Genomic DNA, 15,834 nt, shown 5'->3' on the forward strand with positions numbered 1-15,834 from the left:
CTTCACAGCGATTCTCCTTCTGCACGGGCCATTGCTTCGACTCCCGTATTTTTGGGATGAGGCCGGCTATTACATCCCTGCCGCGTATGACTTCTTCACTCACGGCTCATTGATTCCACTATCGGTGCCCAGTAATGCTCATCCGCCACTTCCTGCAATTTATCTGGCGTTTTGGTGGAAGCTATCGGCGTTCAAGCCTTCAGTTACGAGAATCGCGATGCTGTTGGTGGCCGCGCTCGCTTTGACGGCTGTCTTCAAACTCTCGCAAATGCTCGCCAATACGAGAGTTGCGCTCGCCGTTCTTGCTTGCACGGCTGCGTATCCCGTCTGGTTTGCGCAAAGTTCGCTGGCTCATGCAGATTTACCGGCGGCCGCCTTTTCCTTGTGGGGAATTTATTTTTACTTCCGTAGCTTAGTTGCTAACGATTTCAGGGGGCAGAACTCACGTCAGGCATTAGTTGGCAAAGAGGCTGCAGCGGCGAATCGCGACGCAATACTCGCTGCGGCTTTCTTCTGGTTGAGCGCGGTTTCGAAGGAAACTGCCATCATCATCCCGATCGCTCTGGCGATCTATGACCTTGGAGCCGTCTGGAAGACCAAACGTGGGGTGAGTGCAGGAACGTTTGCGCGATCGGCCCTATTGTTTTCCAGCGTTATACCTCTCGGGATTTGGTTTCTGTATCACAGATTGCACACCGGGTTCCTTTTCGGGAATCCCGAATTTTTTGCCTACAATGTAACCGGCACCTTTACCCCTCTGCGCATCGTGATGTCGATCGGCCTTCGCTCTTGGCAAATCCTGGGTTATATGAATCTGTGGCTGCTTACGTTAGCGACTATTTGGGTCATGCGTTATCCCGCCCTGAGCGAGGACGACGGCAGCGAACGCCCACGGATCGCGCTGACTTTTCAATACCGCATAGCTGCGATTCTCATCGCTAATGTGCTGGCATTCTCGTTGGTTGGAGGCGCGGCGCTCGCGCGCTATCTGCTTCCGGTATACCCGCTCGTGATTCTGATAGGCATCTCCACCCTGCGGCGACGTTTGGCGAACTGGCCTTTGGCAGTGGCCTTAGTGATAGTTGGATTCGCTCTCGCCCTCTTCGCAAACCCATTCGGCTATAGCGCGCCGGAAGACAATCTGTCGTATCGAGACTATGTGATTCTGCACAAGCAAGCTGCCAATCGCCTCGAGGAACGCGATCCGCACGCTCGGGTCTTGACCGCCTGGACCGCCACGGACGAACTCACAAAGCCATTTCTTAGTTACATACGGCGGCCGATGAGTGTGGTGCGCATCGAGGATTTTTCTTACGGTCAATTGCAAATTGGCCGCTTTGCAGCGGGACAGTACGACGTTGCGTTGTTGTTTTCCACGAAACAGACTCCACAATTCTCTGTCCTGGATCGATGGTCATGGTGGGAACGATTGAGCCGCAAACATTTCGGATTCCACCGCGATCTGTCACCTGATACTGCTGCAGCGATGCTCGGCGGCCGAATTACGTGGGAAGCCAAACGCGGTAGGCAATGGATTGCGATTGTGAGCTTTGATCGAGTAGAGGACGCACAGGGAGCCCGATCTGACTGGAAGAAGAAAACTTGATGTGCTGCCGCAGGTGAGGCCACCCTCGATTGCGTCCTGAACAGGTCGCAATCGAAGGCGGCTAAGGTGAAGAAGCTATTTTGCTACTGAAGCTGCGCTCGACCGTTTAGCCTTCGCCAATTTCACAGTCGCTTTTGGCTGATGAGCGCGCCGTGCGGGATTCGGCACTGACTTTTCCTTAGCAGACGCCACGAGAACCTGTGGGGGACGCTTGCCGAAATATTTGTCGGCATGTTCTTTCATCGTCGGCATAGCCAAATACGGTTTCGCGTAGTCGTTGCGAGCGTTCCAAAAGAGGAATCCAATTCCGCCTCGGTCGCGGGAAGTACTTACCTGTCGCAGAATGTATTCGGGCGAATAACTCTTGGTGCGCCACGCAAACGCCTGCAGCCAGGGACGGAGCACGACACCGCTGCCGGCAGTAATGGTTTCAAACCGGTCCATCGACGTTCCGATAAAGTGCTCAGGCTCGTCGCCCGGGTGAGCGTAGCCGTCCATACCGAAAAAGTGTGAAGGATAGATCATCGGCGAGAGCACGTCGCAGTATTTCGCCATACGTACGATGTCTTGTCCGGTGTGTGCAAGATCAACGTTTCGTTGCCACGCCATGATTCCGAACACATCGAGCGACACCAACACACCTTCAGGATGCAGCTGCTGATACGCCCGATCGAGGAAGTCCGCAATCACGTCGCTGCGCTTCCAGTCAGGATGTGCCGACTGGAAATAGAACTTCGCGTCAGACTGATTACCTTCCGCAGGAAAACGCACGTAGTCGAATTGAATCTCGTCAGCGCCAGACTTCGCTACCCACTTAGCTAAAGCGATGTTGTAGTCCTGTACTTTCGGGTTGGACGTGTCCGTCCAAACCAGCTTGCCGTTTTCGCGCCAGGGCTGCTTCGTAGAGCGCGACTGCACCGCAAGTTCCGAGTGATCGCGTGCGATGTGTTCATCGCGGAAGAGAGCGATGCGCGCGATTGCATGCAAATTCATTGAGTGCAAATAGCGCACAAACTTAGGCAAATTGGGGATGGCACGGCGATTGTGTGGAGCAAGCGGGTGATCGAACGCCACGCTTAGCGAGCCATCGCTGTCCTTGATGTCAAATACGACAGCGTTTCCGCCAACTTCGTGCCAATGCTGGATGATCTTTAGTCCCTTCGCGCTGCCCGCCATCGCACCCGTCAGATAGATCGCGCGCACCTCGTCATCCTTCGCCATCGCCACGGAGTGCTCAGCCACGGGCTGAGGCTCAGTGAAAGGGATTAACAGAGTCTGGCCTTTTTTCACATACAACTGCTTTTCCGGCAGGTGATTTACGGTGCGAATCTGCGCTTCCAGGTCACTGGCCAGCATGACAGATGACTGCGGCAGATACCTATGAGCGATGCTGCCAACCGTTTCAGTCTTTTCCACAGCGTACGAAATCGTGCCCGGGGGCAACGCGCTGGCCTGGCTTGTCGCCGGCGCACCCTGCGAAGTCGTTTGCGCTGTTTGTGCTTGAGTTTCGGCCTTGGACTCAGCGCATGCGGAAGAAAATGCGCAAACAAGAGCAAGAATCGTCACAGACCCGATGGTACGAACGGGAGAGGATTGCATGTTTTTATTTGTCCCTGAGTGTCCGCAATTGACCCGGACTATAGCATTGATTCCAGAGTACCTGTTTTGATTCAGAGATAACCAGTTACCAAAGGGTTGGCTCGCCATTGCCCGCCAGTTTGAATCGCTCCCAGCCTTGCATAAGGGATGCCGCAACACCCTGTGCAAAACTTTCAAACAACTCAACTTGCCGGTTTATGTATCTGACCTGATATACGTTCGCTCGCATGAGCGGCGGTCCCAGGGAATTTTGAATGAGGGACTTCTAATGAAAACCGGCCTTAATGCCGCACTCGATCCTTCCCGGCGGGGTACTGATGCAGAGGATTTCGAGCGCAACTTACGTCGCAGGATCGTTGGTCAGGACGATGCGATTCAGAAAATGACTGAGATCTACCAGATGTTTCTGGCAGGATTAAATCCTCCGAATCGTCCAGTAGGCAATCTTTTATTCTTGGGCCCCACAGGCACGGGCAAAACTCGCGTCGTAGAAGCGGTTGCCGAAACTCTCTTTGGTGAAGCTCGCGCTTGTATCAAGATCGATTGCGCGGAATTTCAGCACAGTCATGAAATCGCGAAACTGATTGGTTCACCTCCAGGATATCTAGGCCATCGCGAAACTCATCCTCTGCTCACTCAGGAAGCGTTGAACCAATGGCACACGGAAAAGCTTCGTCTCTCCTTGTTGCTGTTTGACGAAATAGAAAAGGCAAGCGACTCGCTCTGGCAGCTCCTTCTCGGCATTCTCGATAAAGCAACGCTCACGCTGGGCGATAATCGTCGCGTCGATCTTTCTCAGTGCGTGATCGTGATGACCTCGAACCTGGGTGCGGGCGAGATGAGTGAACTGATTACCGGCGGGCTCGGTTTCGGGCAAAAATCCAGTCAGGTGGATGCGAAACTCGACGACAAGATCACGCGCACTGCCACCGAAGCAGCGCGCAGGAAGTTCTCACCTGAGTTCATGAACCGCATCGACAAGGTCGTAGTGTTCAAGACGCTCAAGCCCGAGCACCTGGAACAGATCCTTGAGATTGAGTTGGGAATGGTTCAGCAGCGCGTTCTGCAGGCAACAGGAAACGCTCAGTTCGTCTTCAGTTGCACGCCGAAGGTGAAGAAATTCCTATTGCAGGAAGGCACCGACAACAAATATGGCGCGCGGCATCTGAAACGCGCGATCGAGAAGAATGTCGTCTTCCCCCTCGCGAACCTGGTCGCAACTGGTCAGTTGAAGCTGGGAGATTTTGTACGCATCGATATGCAGGACAACAAGCTCACGTTCGTGAAGGAGGCGGAGGGAGCGCTGGTTCCAGTTCTGCTCGAGAAATATGGTCAGGAGGTCGGCGCAGCCGCCGCCGGCGCTGCGGCCCGGCCGGCGCGAGCTCCAGGAGCCAAACGCGACTTCGGTCCCTCTACTCTGATCGACAAATAACCCAAGCACACTCATGTGAATACAAGGGAGCGGTTTGTGCCGCTCCCTTTTGTTTCTTGCGCTTTGCCTTCATCGCGCCATTTCACGCAACTCTCCGCCGAGAGTGAGGTTCTCTACAATAGGAGGTTTTGCATTGCTGCACGCGTCCGGTATGAGGAGACTGCCAATGACGATCTATCCGCGCAGCACGCGGGCGATTGCTTTATCGCTCTGTCTGTTGCTATCTGCGCCTGAAGCACTTTTAGCGCGTGTTCAGCCCACCAGTGGCTCGAACATGTTCACCGTTGAGCAGGAGATTCAGGCCGGCCAACAGGCGGCAGCGCAGACGAACAAGCAATATCCAGTCTTGCCTGACTCCAATCCGGTAACGCAGTACATCCAGCAACTAGGACGCCGACTTGTGCAATACGCTCCCGGAGAAAAGTGGCCTTACCAGTTCCACGTCGTGAATCAGAAAGAGATTAACGCCTTCGCGCTGCCGGGCGGGCCATTGTATGTAAACGTCGGAACTATTCAGGCCGCAGACAACGAAGCGCAACTCGCCGGCGTGATGGCGCACGAGCTCTCGCACATTATTCAGCGTCACGCGACGCGGGCTGCCACAAAGCAATACAAGGCGCAGGTCGGATTAGGAATCCTGGGAGCCGTGTTAGGAGGAGGCATTGGAGGACAGTTGGCTGGCGCCGGAATCTCGTTCGTCGCGGGCTCGTACTTCCTAAAGAATTCACGGCAGTCTGAGAAAGAGGCTGACCTGCTCGGTACAGACATCATGTACGACGCGGGTTACGATCCCATCCAACTGCCAAAGTTCTTCGAAAAAATCGAAGCCGAGGGAAGCCGAGGTCCGCAGTTCTTGAGCGATCACCCCGATCCGGGCAATCGTATCCAATACGTCGACGCGGAAATCAAAACGCTTCCTGCAAAGCGCTACCGTGAAGACAGTCAGCAGTTCGTCGACATTCATCGGATCGCGATGAGCATGCATCCGCTGACGGCGCAACAGATAGCCGAGCAGGACCAACGCGGTGGTTTCAATCCAAATGGCGTGAGTGACGGATCCACTCACCAGGGAGGTTCCAGTTCACCTGACACGAGCTATTCCGCGAGCACGAATTTTCAACAACTGAATCACAACAACTTCACCATTGGGTATCCGTCGAACTGGCAGGTGTATGGAGACGCGCAGTCGGCGGTGACCATCGCTCCTCAGAATGGTGTTGGACAAGATTCCAACGGACAAGGTGCGGTCGCCGTGGGAGTAATCATTGACCACTATGAGCCGGAACAGGGTGGGAGCCTGGATCAAGCGACACACGACCTGATCGCAAGCTTGCGACAGTCAAATCCTGACTTGCGCCAGGTCGGCAACGACGAAGCCATACGCGTGAACGGAGTATCGGGACGTTCCACAGACTTGATCGGCACCTCACCAATCCGCGACAGCAGCGGACGAGCGCAAAGAGAGCGCGATTGGCTGGTAACGATTGGGCAGCCGGATGGGACTCTACTCTATCTAGTATTTATTGCGCCGCAGAATCAGTTTGATCGGTTACGTCCGACGTACGAGCAGATGCTTAGGGCGTTGAGGATGAGATAATTTGTTGTCATTCCGAACCGCCGGTTTGTGGCTGTGAGGAATCCCTATGGGCTGCGACCATGCCGTAGTGAGATGCTCGCCGGCCTGCTGTCCTCCATCCCGCCGCAAGCTGCGAAGTGGAGTATTTGCGATTATGAAATCAACCGTGTCGAAATTCGTAGAGATTCCTCACCGCCAAAAACCGGCGGTTCGGAATGACAAACGCGGTAAATCAACCCTTCTTTAACTCCACCAACACCTGACGTGCGACTTCACGGAGCGTCTCGAAGACCCCATTTCCTTGAAAGGCAACTGCCTCGAACACGGCCTCGTTTTTTTTGACTAATTCTTTCTTGAGCTCCTCCACGGGCATCACGTTCGGCAGGTCGCGCTTGTTGAGTTGGAGAACGTAGGGAATCTTGGCGAAGTCGTAGCCGTGCTCTTTGAGATTGTCTTGCAAGTTGTCGAGTGCTTCAACGTTCGCGTCCAGACGTTCGGGTTGAGAATCCGCCACGAAAACTACGCCATCCACACCTCGCAGGATCAACTTACGGCTGGCGTCGTAGAAGACCTGTCCTGGAACCGTGTACAGGTGAAAGCGAGTCTTGAAGCCCCGAACCGTGCCTAGGTCGAGGGGAAGAAAGTCAAAGAAGAGGGTGCGGTCGGTCTCGGTGGCCAATGAGATCATTTTTCCCTTCTGCTTCTCGTTGGTCTTGTCAAAAATATGCTGAAGGTTAGTAGTTTTCCCGCCTAAGCCCGCTCCGTAATAGACAATCTTGCAATTAATCTCGCGGGCCGCGAAATTGATGAAGCTCAATTAGCTTTCCTCACAATGAACCGCACAGGCGCAGGGATTGATGTCGCAGTGAACCACGCTGAAACACGCCCTAATAACATATCAGTTTCGGTGCAGTGGTCATCGAACTGAAGTACCGTTACCGTTACTGCCGCCCAGGAGGTAACGGATAGTAGCCCGCCTTTGCGGTCACGCGCACTCCTGTGCGAGCCACTCGCACTTCAATCTCGCGGTAATTGTCGGCCAAGGTGCCCTGAGCGTAGTAACCCAGGGTGTATTGATTGCGCGCTACCAATGTCACAGCCGAGTAAGCATTTTCGATCGACTCCTTGGAGAACTCACTGAAGACTTCCCCGCCGGTCGCGCTGGCATATTTTGGCAGGATGTTGCCCGTGCCGGTGCCCGGCACGTTGATCTGCTCCAGTTTGCGATACACCGGAAGCGCTGCTGAACCCACACCGATTGCGTAGACGGAAATCTTGTTTGTCAGCAAGACTTTCAAAACATCAGCGTAAGAAGCACGGCTGCCGTCTTCCCTACCGTCGCCGACAATCATGATTACTCGACGACGAGCCGGCTGAACCTTGGAAAGATCGAGCGCGGCTTGCAAGACCGCGTCGTTCAGAACTCGCCGATCGTGCGGCACGATGGGAACCTGTGGCACGCTCGGATCAAACGGACGTCCGTTCACGGTTGGTCCGCCAGCAAATGGACCGCCGCCTACCGGTACACCACCTTGCTGCTGTCCGTGTTTTGTCTCAACGATGTGATTGAGCGCTGCGGTGAGTCGATCACCGGCTGTGCCGAAACTGGACTCCTTGGCTACAGAGTTGCCGTACGTGTATACGGCAACCTCGTCGTATTGACTGAACGCACCCTGAAGGGCCTGGATTCCAGATTGCACTTTGCGCAACGCCGTATCCGACATTCCGACGTCGATCAACACAGCTGCCGAAATTGCCAAAGGATCGCTCGTGAAATAAGTCAGCTTCTGCCGAGCGCCGTTTTCGTACACGGTGAAGTCTTTGGGCAGCAAGCCTTCGACCATGTGACCAGACCTGTCCTTCACGGTCACTGGAATCTCCACAAAATTCGTCGTGCTCGAGATTTTGTAGAGGCGATCAGTATCCGGAGTAGCAGGATTTCGTACTGGCTGCCCTGCATTTGCAGCTGGCGTGTCTCCTGACGCGGCCGGTGCGTCGGCTGAATCAGGTTGCGCGGTCTTATCTACTCTGGGTTGCGCAGCAGGAGGAGGCGCGGAATCCCGCGAGCTGGATTCCGCAGGACCAGAGGATTCAGGCCGCTGCACGCTTTGCTGCGGCTGGGGAGTGTCAGGAAGGTTCTGTGGCTGCGATTGAGCACTGAGCCCAGCGCTAAGAACAATAATGGGGAGCAACAACGTCAACGATTGTCGCCGCGATGATCTTACCCACATCAACTCCATACCTTTTCCGTGACCTTTCACCGGAGACCGGTTTGACTATCGTTCAGCGCCGACGCGACAAAGACACTACAATAGTGTCTAAGCTTAACAAAAAGACGCTATCAGCCCTATGAAGTCTCAACAGCTGTCCGTTCGTGCAGTGAACCGCACTGGCGCATTTCTTCTTCTCTTCTTTTCGATGATCCTGACCCTGCCTGCGGTCTCACAAACTCAGAACCTGCCACCGCCAAAGAATCCCGACACGGGTCCGCAGACCAACAGCGACGATAACTCCGGTCCGACCATGCGCGATCGCACCAAACAGCAGGAAGATAATCCGGTCGAGACGCTGAAGGTCAACGTCGATGTTGTCAGCTTGCTTTTCAACGTGAAAGACAAAGGCGGCCATCTGCTGCCCAACCTGAACAAAGAAGAATTTCAGGTCGTCGAGGACGGCAAGCCGCAAAACATAAAATATTTCAAAGCCGAATCGAATCTGCCTCTCACCATCGGCATCCTGCTCGATACCAGCTTCAGCCAGGACCGCGTGCTGCCTATAGAGAAGGAGGTTGGAGCCCAATTCCTGAAACGATTGCTGCGCAAGGAAGACGAGACGTTCCTGATTAGCTTCGACGTAAACGTTGATTTGCTGCACGATTTTACGAACGCGGAGAGTGACATTCGCAAGGGAATGGACGCAGCGAAGATTAACGGCGGAGGTGGGGTCGGTGGACTTCCCGGAATCGGACAGGGGCCCGTGCCGATTAGCAATCCAAAAGGCACGCTGCTATACGACGCTGTCTACCTGGCCGCACATGACAAACTCCGCAGCGAAGTTGGACGCAAGGCGCTCATCCTCCTGACCGACGGAGAAGATCAGGGCAGCCAACTCAAGCTGCCGGACGCACTGGAAGCCGCGCAGAAGGCGGACGCTATCGTCTATGTCCTGCTCATCAGCGACAGCGGCATCGCAGCAGGAACCGGCCCCGGTTTGATGAGGAAGCTATGCGAAGAAACTGGCGGACGTGTGATTAATGTCGGCAACAATCGTGACAAGCTGGAGAAGGCCTTCGACCAGGTCTCAACCGAGCTGCGCAGCCAGTACAGCCTTGGCTACACGCCAACCAACGGCAAACACGACGGCACATTTCGCAAGGTAGAGATCAAGACCAAGGAAGGCTACAAAGTCCAGACGCGCAAGGGATACTACGCGGCTGCGAGCTAGACAGCTTCCGTTCCGTGGCACAGCCGCCCTCGGCTGTGGCTCCGCCCAAGCTAGTATTGCTGGCGTAGGTGTGGCTAGGAATGAGCGCTCCTCCTTTTCTACTGGTGGCTTCGCTACGGAGAGCGGTAATTCGGTGGTCGGGGAAGTAAAGCGACGCCGGCCTACCCCGTCTTGGCTTTGGCCAGGAGCCAAAGCCGGGGGTGGCTGTGCCCCAAAGCTGCGTCCCTACTGGGCACCAACTGCAGCCGCGGCCCTCTCAGCTCGCGGCGCAAAGTAGCCCTTACGGCTGCGAACCCTATACTTCTTGTTCACAGCTTCGATATCGATACTGCGATACTTTCCGTCCGCGCTGAAATCAGCAGGCTTGTAGGAAACGGCGTATTGGCTTCGCAGCTCTTCCTGAATTTGCGAGAAAGCGTCGGAAACTTCTTCGATCTTGAATGGGAAGAACGCTCGTCCGCCCGTAGCGCTGGCGATGGCCTCGAGAATCTTGTCACCCCGGCTCTTGGTCCCACTCACATTCGTGCTGATCGTGTACACAATTACTTCCGCCCGCTGCGCCTCTTCAATGGCATCGTCGCGCGTCACTCGACTTTGATTGTCTTCACCGTCGGATAGCAGAATAATTGCTCGACGCAACGCTCCTCGAGTGCTCTGTGTCTTAACCAGCTTGTCGTGACAGGCTCCGTACACCGCGTCGTACAAAGCAGTGCCTCCGCCCGGACGCAGCATGCGGACGCCAGCGGCAAGCTTCTCCGGGTTGTTAGTGAAGTCCTGTGTAATCTCAGGCGTTGTGTCGAACCCAATTACAAATGCCTGATCACGATCCGGGTGAACAATCTGGTTCAGGAACTCGATCGCCGCCTGTTGCTCAAAGCGGAAGCGATCGCGAATGGAGTTGCTCGCATCCACCAGCAGCCCTACACGCAGTGGAAGATTTGTCTCCGAAGCGAAATTGCGAACGTTGGCAGGCGGCTTGTTGTTGTCGAGAATGCGAAAATCCGCTGCCTTAAGGTCCTTCACGTAACGGTTGTGTTTGTCGGTAACCGTGAATACTACGTTTACTTCGTTAACCGGGACCACGATATTGAAGGGCTTGTCCTGGCTACCTTCAGCTTCGTTCTTTGAGGGAGCGGGAGGTGCTTGCGCTTGAGCAGCCTGTTCCGGTTGCGAGGCGGTGTTCGTCGGCTGAACCGGTTTCGGCCTCATTTTAGGATCGAGCGTTTCCAGCACCGGCTGCTGTGGCTTGGCATCTTCGACCTTGGGCTCCGGTGCCTTAGTCTGCTGCTGTGGAGGCTCTGGAGGCGGAGCTGGCGGGCGTTGTTGCTCCAGAGTTGCTGAAGGCGCTGAAGGTAAACTGGCGCCATCTTGGGCGGAGACAGTAAGCGTGAAGGCTAAAGGCGCGATCCAGGCTAAACGAAAGACTCGCATGGGAAACACCATTATATCTGCGTGCAACACACTGATTCACTCTTGCACAGTGCAAGTCACCTGCCAACAGTAATCTGATCCGCTACTGCCTACGAGGGGTTACAACTCCAGCTTTTTGAGGAAGTTCTGAAGCTCATCCGGAAGGGGGCGCTCGAAATGCAGGTGCTCATGTGCGATCGGATGTATGAACTCCAGCCTGGTGGCATGGAGAAAATTCCGACCCAAAGAAAGTTGCTCGACTTTGGTTGGATTTTCGCGTTTGCCGCGGCGAGACGGAGCATCCACCTGCAGTATTCGCGGCGCTCCGTATAAGGTGTCTCCCACAACTGGATGGCGCAAAGATGAGAGATGGACTCGAATCTGGTGGGTGCGGCCGGTTTCTATATCCACGTCCAGCAGGGCAAACTTGCCATAGGCTGTCTCCAGTCTGCGGCGAACGACAAAATGAGAGACTGCTGTTCTACCACCCTCGCGGCGGGTGGTCATTCGGGTTGGGCGCAAACGGTCGCGACTGATTTCGGCAGCAATGGTTCCCTGCTCCGCTGGCCAGCCACTCACCAATGCGATGTATCTCTTCTTCACTTGACGAGAAGCAAACTGTGCGGCCAATTTGCGATGTGCTTCATCAGTCTTCGCCACAACCATCAGTCCACTGGTTTCCTTGTCGAGTCGATGGACGATCCCTGGCCGTGCCTCACCGCCAAGTTCACTCAAGTTTTGGAAGCGAAACAACAGGGCATTTACCAACGTCCCACGATTTCGCTCTTCGTCACCTGCTCCGGCATGGACGATCATTCCTGCTGGTTTGTTTATTACGGCTAAGTATTCATCCTCGTAAACAACGTCGAGCGGAATGTCTTCTGCTGTGGCCTTCAGCGGCGGACGCTCTGCTTTCCCGCGGATTTCGATCAGTTCGTTGCCGCGCAGCTTCAGCGAAGGCCGGGCTATCGTGCCGTTCACCTGCACCTTATGTTGCTCGATCAATTCCTGAACACGTGCGCGACTGATGTTTGCCAGCGTGGCGGTCAGAAACTGATCGAGACGTCGCCCGGCGTCTTCAGGCGTAGCACGGAAGGTTTGGAGGGAGTCGGTCGTGCTTTGACCCGCGTCCATCAGGAGGTGGCCGCGAGCTGAGATCTGCGCGCGGCTTGCGGACGGGAGCATAGCACCCACATCACTCCGCCTCCGATGACCAGGATTAGCGCGATGAATTGAGTCGCGCTCATGATCCCGCCAAACATCGATCCGCGATCGGGATCCGCTCGCAGAAACTCCAAGAAGTAGCGAGCAACACCGTAGAGAAAGAGGTATACAGCCGAAATCTGCCCTTCAAAGCTGCGGTGTCGAAAGAGCCACAACAGCAGGAAAAAAATGAGTAGCTCAACAAGAAATTCGTAAATCTGCGTCGGATGGAGTCGCACGCCCAGTGGCGTGCCGGCCCATTTAGCTAATGGGTTCGTGAAGGTCACTCCCCATGGCAGATTCGTGGGCCTCCCAAAACAGCACCCAGCAGCGAAGCAGCCGAGGCGCCCAATAGCGTGTCCAATGGCAATCCCTGGAGCAAAGGAATCGGCGGTCTTGAGCTTCGGCAAGTGGTGCCGAACGGCATACCAGTAGCAGACGCCAATCGACAGCAGCAGGCCGCCCGAAAACACGCCTCCAGACTGAAGCGTGTCAAAGCTAAAAAGGTTTAATGGCAGATCTGGGTGCTCCTGCCACGTGGTGAACAGATACAACAGCTTCGACCCAACGATACCGGCGAGGATTGCGACCAGGCCCATGTTCCACATTGTGTCCACGTTAATGCCCTGACGACGGGCGAGGTGAACTGTCACAAGGAGCCCGATGATCAAACCTGACGCAACGAGAACGCCGTATGTAGGAACGAAGAAATGTCCGATTTGGAAGAGACGGGGATACACGAAATTCAGCTGCCAGCTATTAGCTTAACCGGAATCATCGAACACACCTAAATTCAAAGCTTCGGCTGGTTCACTGGTAAAGAGGCCAGGAACGCGTCATAGAGGGAAATAGTCTTCAGCTCGCGCCGCAACTGATCCTCCGAAGCCTTGCTTGTGACTTCGATCTGCATGGACTCGCCAGGCAGCAAGTCGACGTAGTTGTCGGAGAATTTGGCGTCCAAATCACCAAACGACAAATAAACGTCACGCGCGATCTGCGTAGACTGCAGCGTCACTTTGTAAGTATTTCCGGCGCCCTGGATGTCTGCCTTGATCTCAGGCTGCGGGAGGCGCACCTCTTTCATCTTTGCGAAGAAGTAAAGGTTGCGAGAAACCGGCTTGCCCGCGACTAAAAGTTGCGAATCGATGAAGACCTGCTCATGCTGGCGCTGTGCCAAAAGCTGTGTCACTGGCAAGCTGAGGTAGATGTCGCTGGTAAGCGGCTTTACCTGAATGTCCGCGGACTTCTCTTCCAGGACCTTGCCTGTGAGGTCCATCAGTCTCACGCGCAACTGCGCGGGCTGAACCTGCTGTTTATCCGACACAACGTAAATTTGCAGGGCACTGTTCTCTTCATTTGGACTCACCAAAAGGTCGTTGTAGAAGCGTCGCGCGTAGTACTGCAGCGCCTTCCAACGGCCGTAATAGTCGATGCTGGACCACGAGGCCACCGGCCAGCAGTCGTTGAGCTGCCAGTAAAGCGAACCCATCGTGCGCGGTCGATTACGCCGGAAGTGTTCCGCTCCCATCTTGATCGCCTCCGCTTGCATCACCTGGCTGGCGTAGAGGAATGAAGCGAAGTCTTTCGGCTGGCCGAAGTAGCGCAGCAGATAATCGTAGATCCTTCCGTTGCCTCCCTTGTTCTTCTGATGCGACAGCATGACCGCGGAGCTGATGTCCCAATCCTCCGGCGTGCTGAACGATTTGATCGTGCTCATTTCGGGAAAGGACTGGAAGCCGAACTCCGTCATGAAGCGGGGCACTTGCTGCTTGTAATTCTCAATCGGAGCCAACGCGTGCCACACTTGCCAGTAATGCATGTCGCCGATGCGCTGGGTATCGGGGTCGTCCTCGAAGTTGGCGCTGGGTGAACTCGGCCAGTAAGGCACTGACTCACCATATTCGACGACTACGTCGGGCAGCACACGGTTGAAGAGCACCATGTAGTCTTGCCAGACCTTTTCCGCGGTCTTTTGTCCGACCTCCGCTTTGAACTGTTGGCGATCACCCCAGTGCATCCACCCAGTCTCTACTTCGTTGTTGCCGCACCAGATCACGATGCTGGGATGGTTACGCAGGCGCTTCACTTGATCGATAGCTTCGTGACGCACGTTGTCCAGAAACTCAGCATTCCCGGGATGCATGTCGCCGCCGAACATGAAGTCCTGCCAGATGATCAGCCCGAGTTCGTCGCAGATGTTGTAGAACTCGTCGCTCTCGTAAATCCCGCCTCCCCACTCGCGGATCATGTTCATGTTCGCGTCGCGGGCTGACTGCAGTATGTCTCGATAAGTCGCGGCCGTTACTCGCGACGGAAAACTGTCGAATGGAATTACATCGGCCCCTTTTCCAAATACGGGAATGCCGTTGATTACGAACTCCATGCTGCGTCCCCAATGGTCGGGATCGCGGCGGAGCTGCAATGATCGCAATCCTGTGCGGACCTTAGCTTGATCGACAGCGGCTCTCTTGACCGCCAGCGTTGCCGAGAACTCGTACAGAGACTGCGGGCCGTATCCGGTGGGAAACCACCGCGCTGGCTTATCAATTTCAATCGGCACCGTCACTCGATTCAACCCGCGAACCAGCGTGACGCTCCTGTCAACCTTCTTTGCGGCTTTTCCTTCGGTCGGTGTGTAATTGATCGTGACCTTGGCCGAAGTGTTGGCGTCTGCTTCCACTTCGAGATTTGCCGCAATATTTGCCAGATCGGCGGTGATTTCGTTCTGCGCAATGTGCAGATCTCGGATCACGGCATCGTCCCAGCTTTCCAGCGCCACGGGCCGCCACACGCCCATCGTGACGAAGCGCGGCCCCCAATCCCAGCCGTATTGATAAGGCGCCTTGCGCGTGTAGGGATCGGTACCGATTCCCTTCTCTACATCTGCATCGTGTACTGAGATCGAAGGCAGGTGGTACGGCATGCCCTGGATTTGCTTCAGGACCTCATTGATGGGAGAGCGAAAGACAATTTGCAGAGTATTAGTTCCCTGCTTCAGATACGGCTTCGCATCAATGCGCCAGATGCGAAACATGTTCTCGGCGCGCAACACTCCTTGCCCATTGAGAAATACCGTTGCATAGGTATCCAAGCCTTGAAAAACAAGCTCGATGTGCTTGCGCGCCAACGTGGCGCCGGAAACATCGAAGTTGGTTTGATATTGCCAGTCTTCCAAACCGATCCATTGAAGCTTCTTCTCGTTGTCGCGATAGAAAGGTTCCGGAATGATCTTGTTACGCAGCAAGTCCGTTTGGATGCAGCCAGGCACTTCCGCTGGCGTCCAGTCAGCCACCCGCTGCAACGTTGTCGAATCGACTTCAGGCTCAACGCCGGCAAAGTGATTTAGGGAGGCATCCGGCGCAAGACGAAACTGCCATCCGCGGTTCAGGTCGATAACTTGCTTCGGACTGGCGCCGAACGCGGTAGAGGAAATTGAGGCGAGGGCAAGCACGAGCGAAATAGTCGATTTCATCATCATCAAGATCGCTACGGCGTGCGCATGATAACACCTCCATCGAAGCGGACAGGCAGTGGGGAACAGACTTCATAAATCGTTTTTCTCCA

Annotated in this window: 11 protein-coding genes; 4 read left to right on the forward strand and 7 right to left on the reverse strand. The window is 55.1% G+C overall.

The genetic code is table 11. The features are described from left to right. On the forward strand, positions 1 to 1,606 hold a 1,606-nt coding region (locus VNX88_19210; protein HWY70806.1), incomplete at its 5' end, for a hypothetical protein. Between the two features lie 75 nt (positions 1,607 to 1,681). Here the strand turns inward: VNX88_19210 and VNX88_19215 are convergent. After that, positions 1,682 to 3,205 carry a putative glycoside hydrolase gene (locus VNX88_19215; protein HWY70807.1) on the reverse strand — a complete coding sequence of 508 codons (1,524 nt, stop codon included), beginning with the start codon at positions 3,203 to 3,205 and terminating at the stop codon, positions 1,682 to 1,684. A gap of 268 nt (positions 3,206 to 3,473) precedes the next feature. Here VNX88_19215 and VNX88_19220 point away from each other — a divergent pair, with 268 nt between their 5' ends. Then, positions 3,474 to 4,637 (forward strand): AAA family ATPase, encoded by a 1,164-nt coding sequence (locus VNX88_19220; protein HWY70808.1) that lies wholly within the window; start codon positions 3,474 to 3,476, stop codon positions 4,635 to 4,637. A 166-nt stretch (positions 4,638 to 4,803) separates the two neighbouring features. Continuing rightward, positions 4,804 to 6,234 (forward strand): M48 family metallopeptidase, encoded by a 1,431-nt coding sequence (locus VNX88_19225; GenBank protein ID HWY70809.1) that lies wholly within the window; start codon positions 4,804 to 4,806, stop codon positions 6,232 to 6,234. 211 nt (positions 6,235 to 6,445) lie between these two features. Here the strand turns inward: VNX88_19225 and VNX88_19230 are convergent, their stop codons facing one another. Continuing rightward, complete coding sequence (locus tag VNX88_19230) at positions 6,446 to 7,030, reverse strand: ADP-ribosylation factor-like protein (protein HWY70810.1); 585 nt, start codon at positions 7,028 to 7,030, stop codon at positions 6,446 to 6,448. 124 nt (positions 7,031 to 7,154) lie between these two features. Beyond that, positions 7,155 to 8,414, reverse strand: coding sequence for a VWA domain-containing protein (locus VNX88_19235; GenBank protein ID HWY70811.1), 1,260 nt, complete (start codon positions 8,412 to 8,414; stop codon positions 7,155 to 7,157). A gap of 148 nt (positions 8,415 to 8,562) precedes the next feature. Here VNX88_19235 and VNX88_19240 point away from each other — a divergent pair, with 148 nt between their 5' ends. Then, complete coding sequence (locus VNX88_19240; protein HWY70812.1) at positions 8,563 to 9,657, forward strand: VWA domain-containing protein; 1,095 nt, start codon at positions 8,563 to 8,565, stop codon at positions 9,655 to 9,657. 225 nt (positions 9,658 to 9,882) lie between these two features. Here VNX88_19240 and VNX88_19245 read toward each other — a convergent pair whose 3' ends face one another. The 4 genes from VNX88_19245 to VNX88_19260 all read right to left on the reverse strand — a co-directional run bounded on the left by VNX88_19245 (position 9,883) and on the right by VNX88_19260 (position 15,748). Then, positions 9,883 to 11,088: a VWA domain-containing protein gene (locus tag VNX88_19245; GenBank protein HWY70813.1), complete on the reverse strand. Its 1,206-nt coding sequence runs from the start codon at positions 11,086 to 11,088 to the stop codon at positions 9,883 to 9,885. Positions 11,089 to 11,187: 99 nt separating this feature from the next. Next, positions 11,188 to 12,252, reverse strand: coding sequence for an RluA family pseudouridine synthase (locus tag VNX88_19250; protein ID HWY70814.1), 1,065 nt, complete (start codon positions 12,250 to 12,252; stop codon positions 11,188 to 11,190). Further along, complete coding sequence (lgt, locus tag VNX88_19255; protein HWY70815.1) at positions 12,201 to 13,010, reverse strand: prolipoprotein diacylglyceryl transferase; 810 nt, start codon at positions 13,008 to 13,010, stop codon at positions 12,201 to 12,203. The genes VNX88_19250 and lgt overlap by 52 nt, the downstream gene beginning before the upstream one ends. Positions 13,011 to 13,063: 53 nt before the next feature. Beyond that, a complete protein-coding gene (locus VNX88_19260) occupies positions 13,064 to 15,748 on the reverse strand; it encodes a glycoside hydrolase family 2 protein (protein ID HWY70816.1) in 2,685 nt (894 codons plus the stop codon). Positions 15,749 to 15,834: the final 86 nt, after the last annotated feature.

The sequence above is a fragment of the Terriglobales bacterium genome (assembly GCA_035567895.1).
Taxonomy (GTDB): domain Bacteria; phylum Acidobacteriota; class Terriglobia; order Terriglobales; family Acidobacteriaceae; genus Gp1-AA112.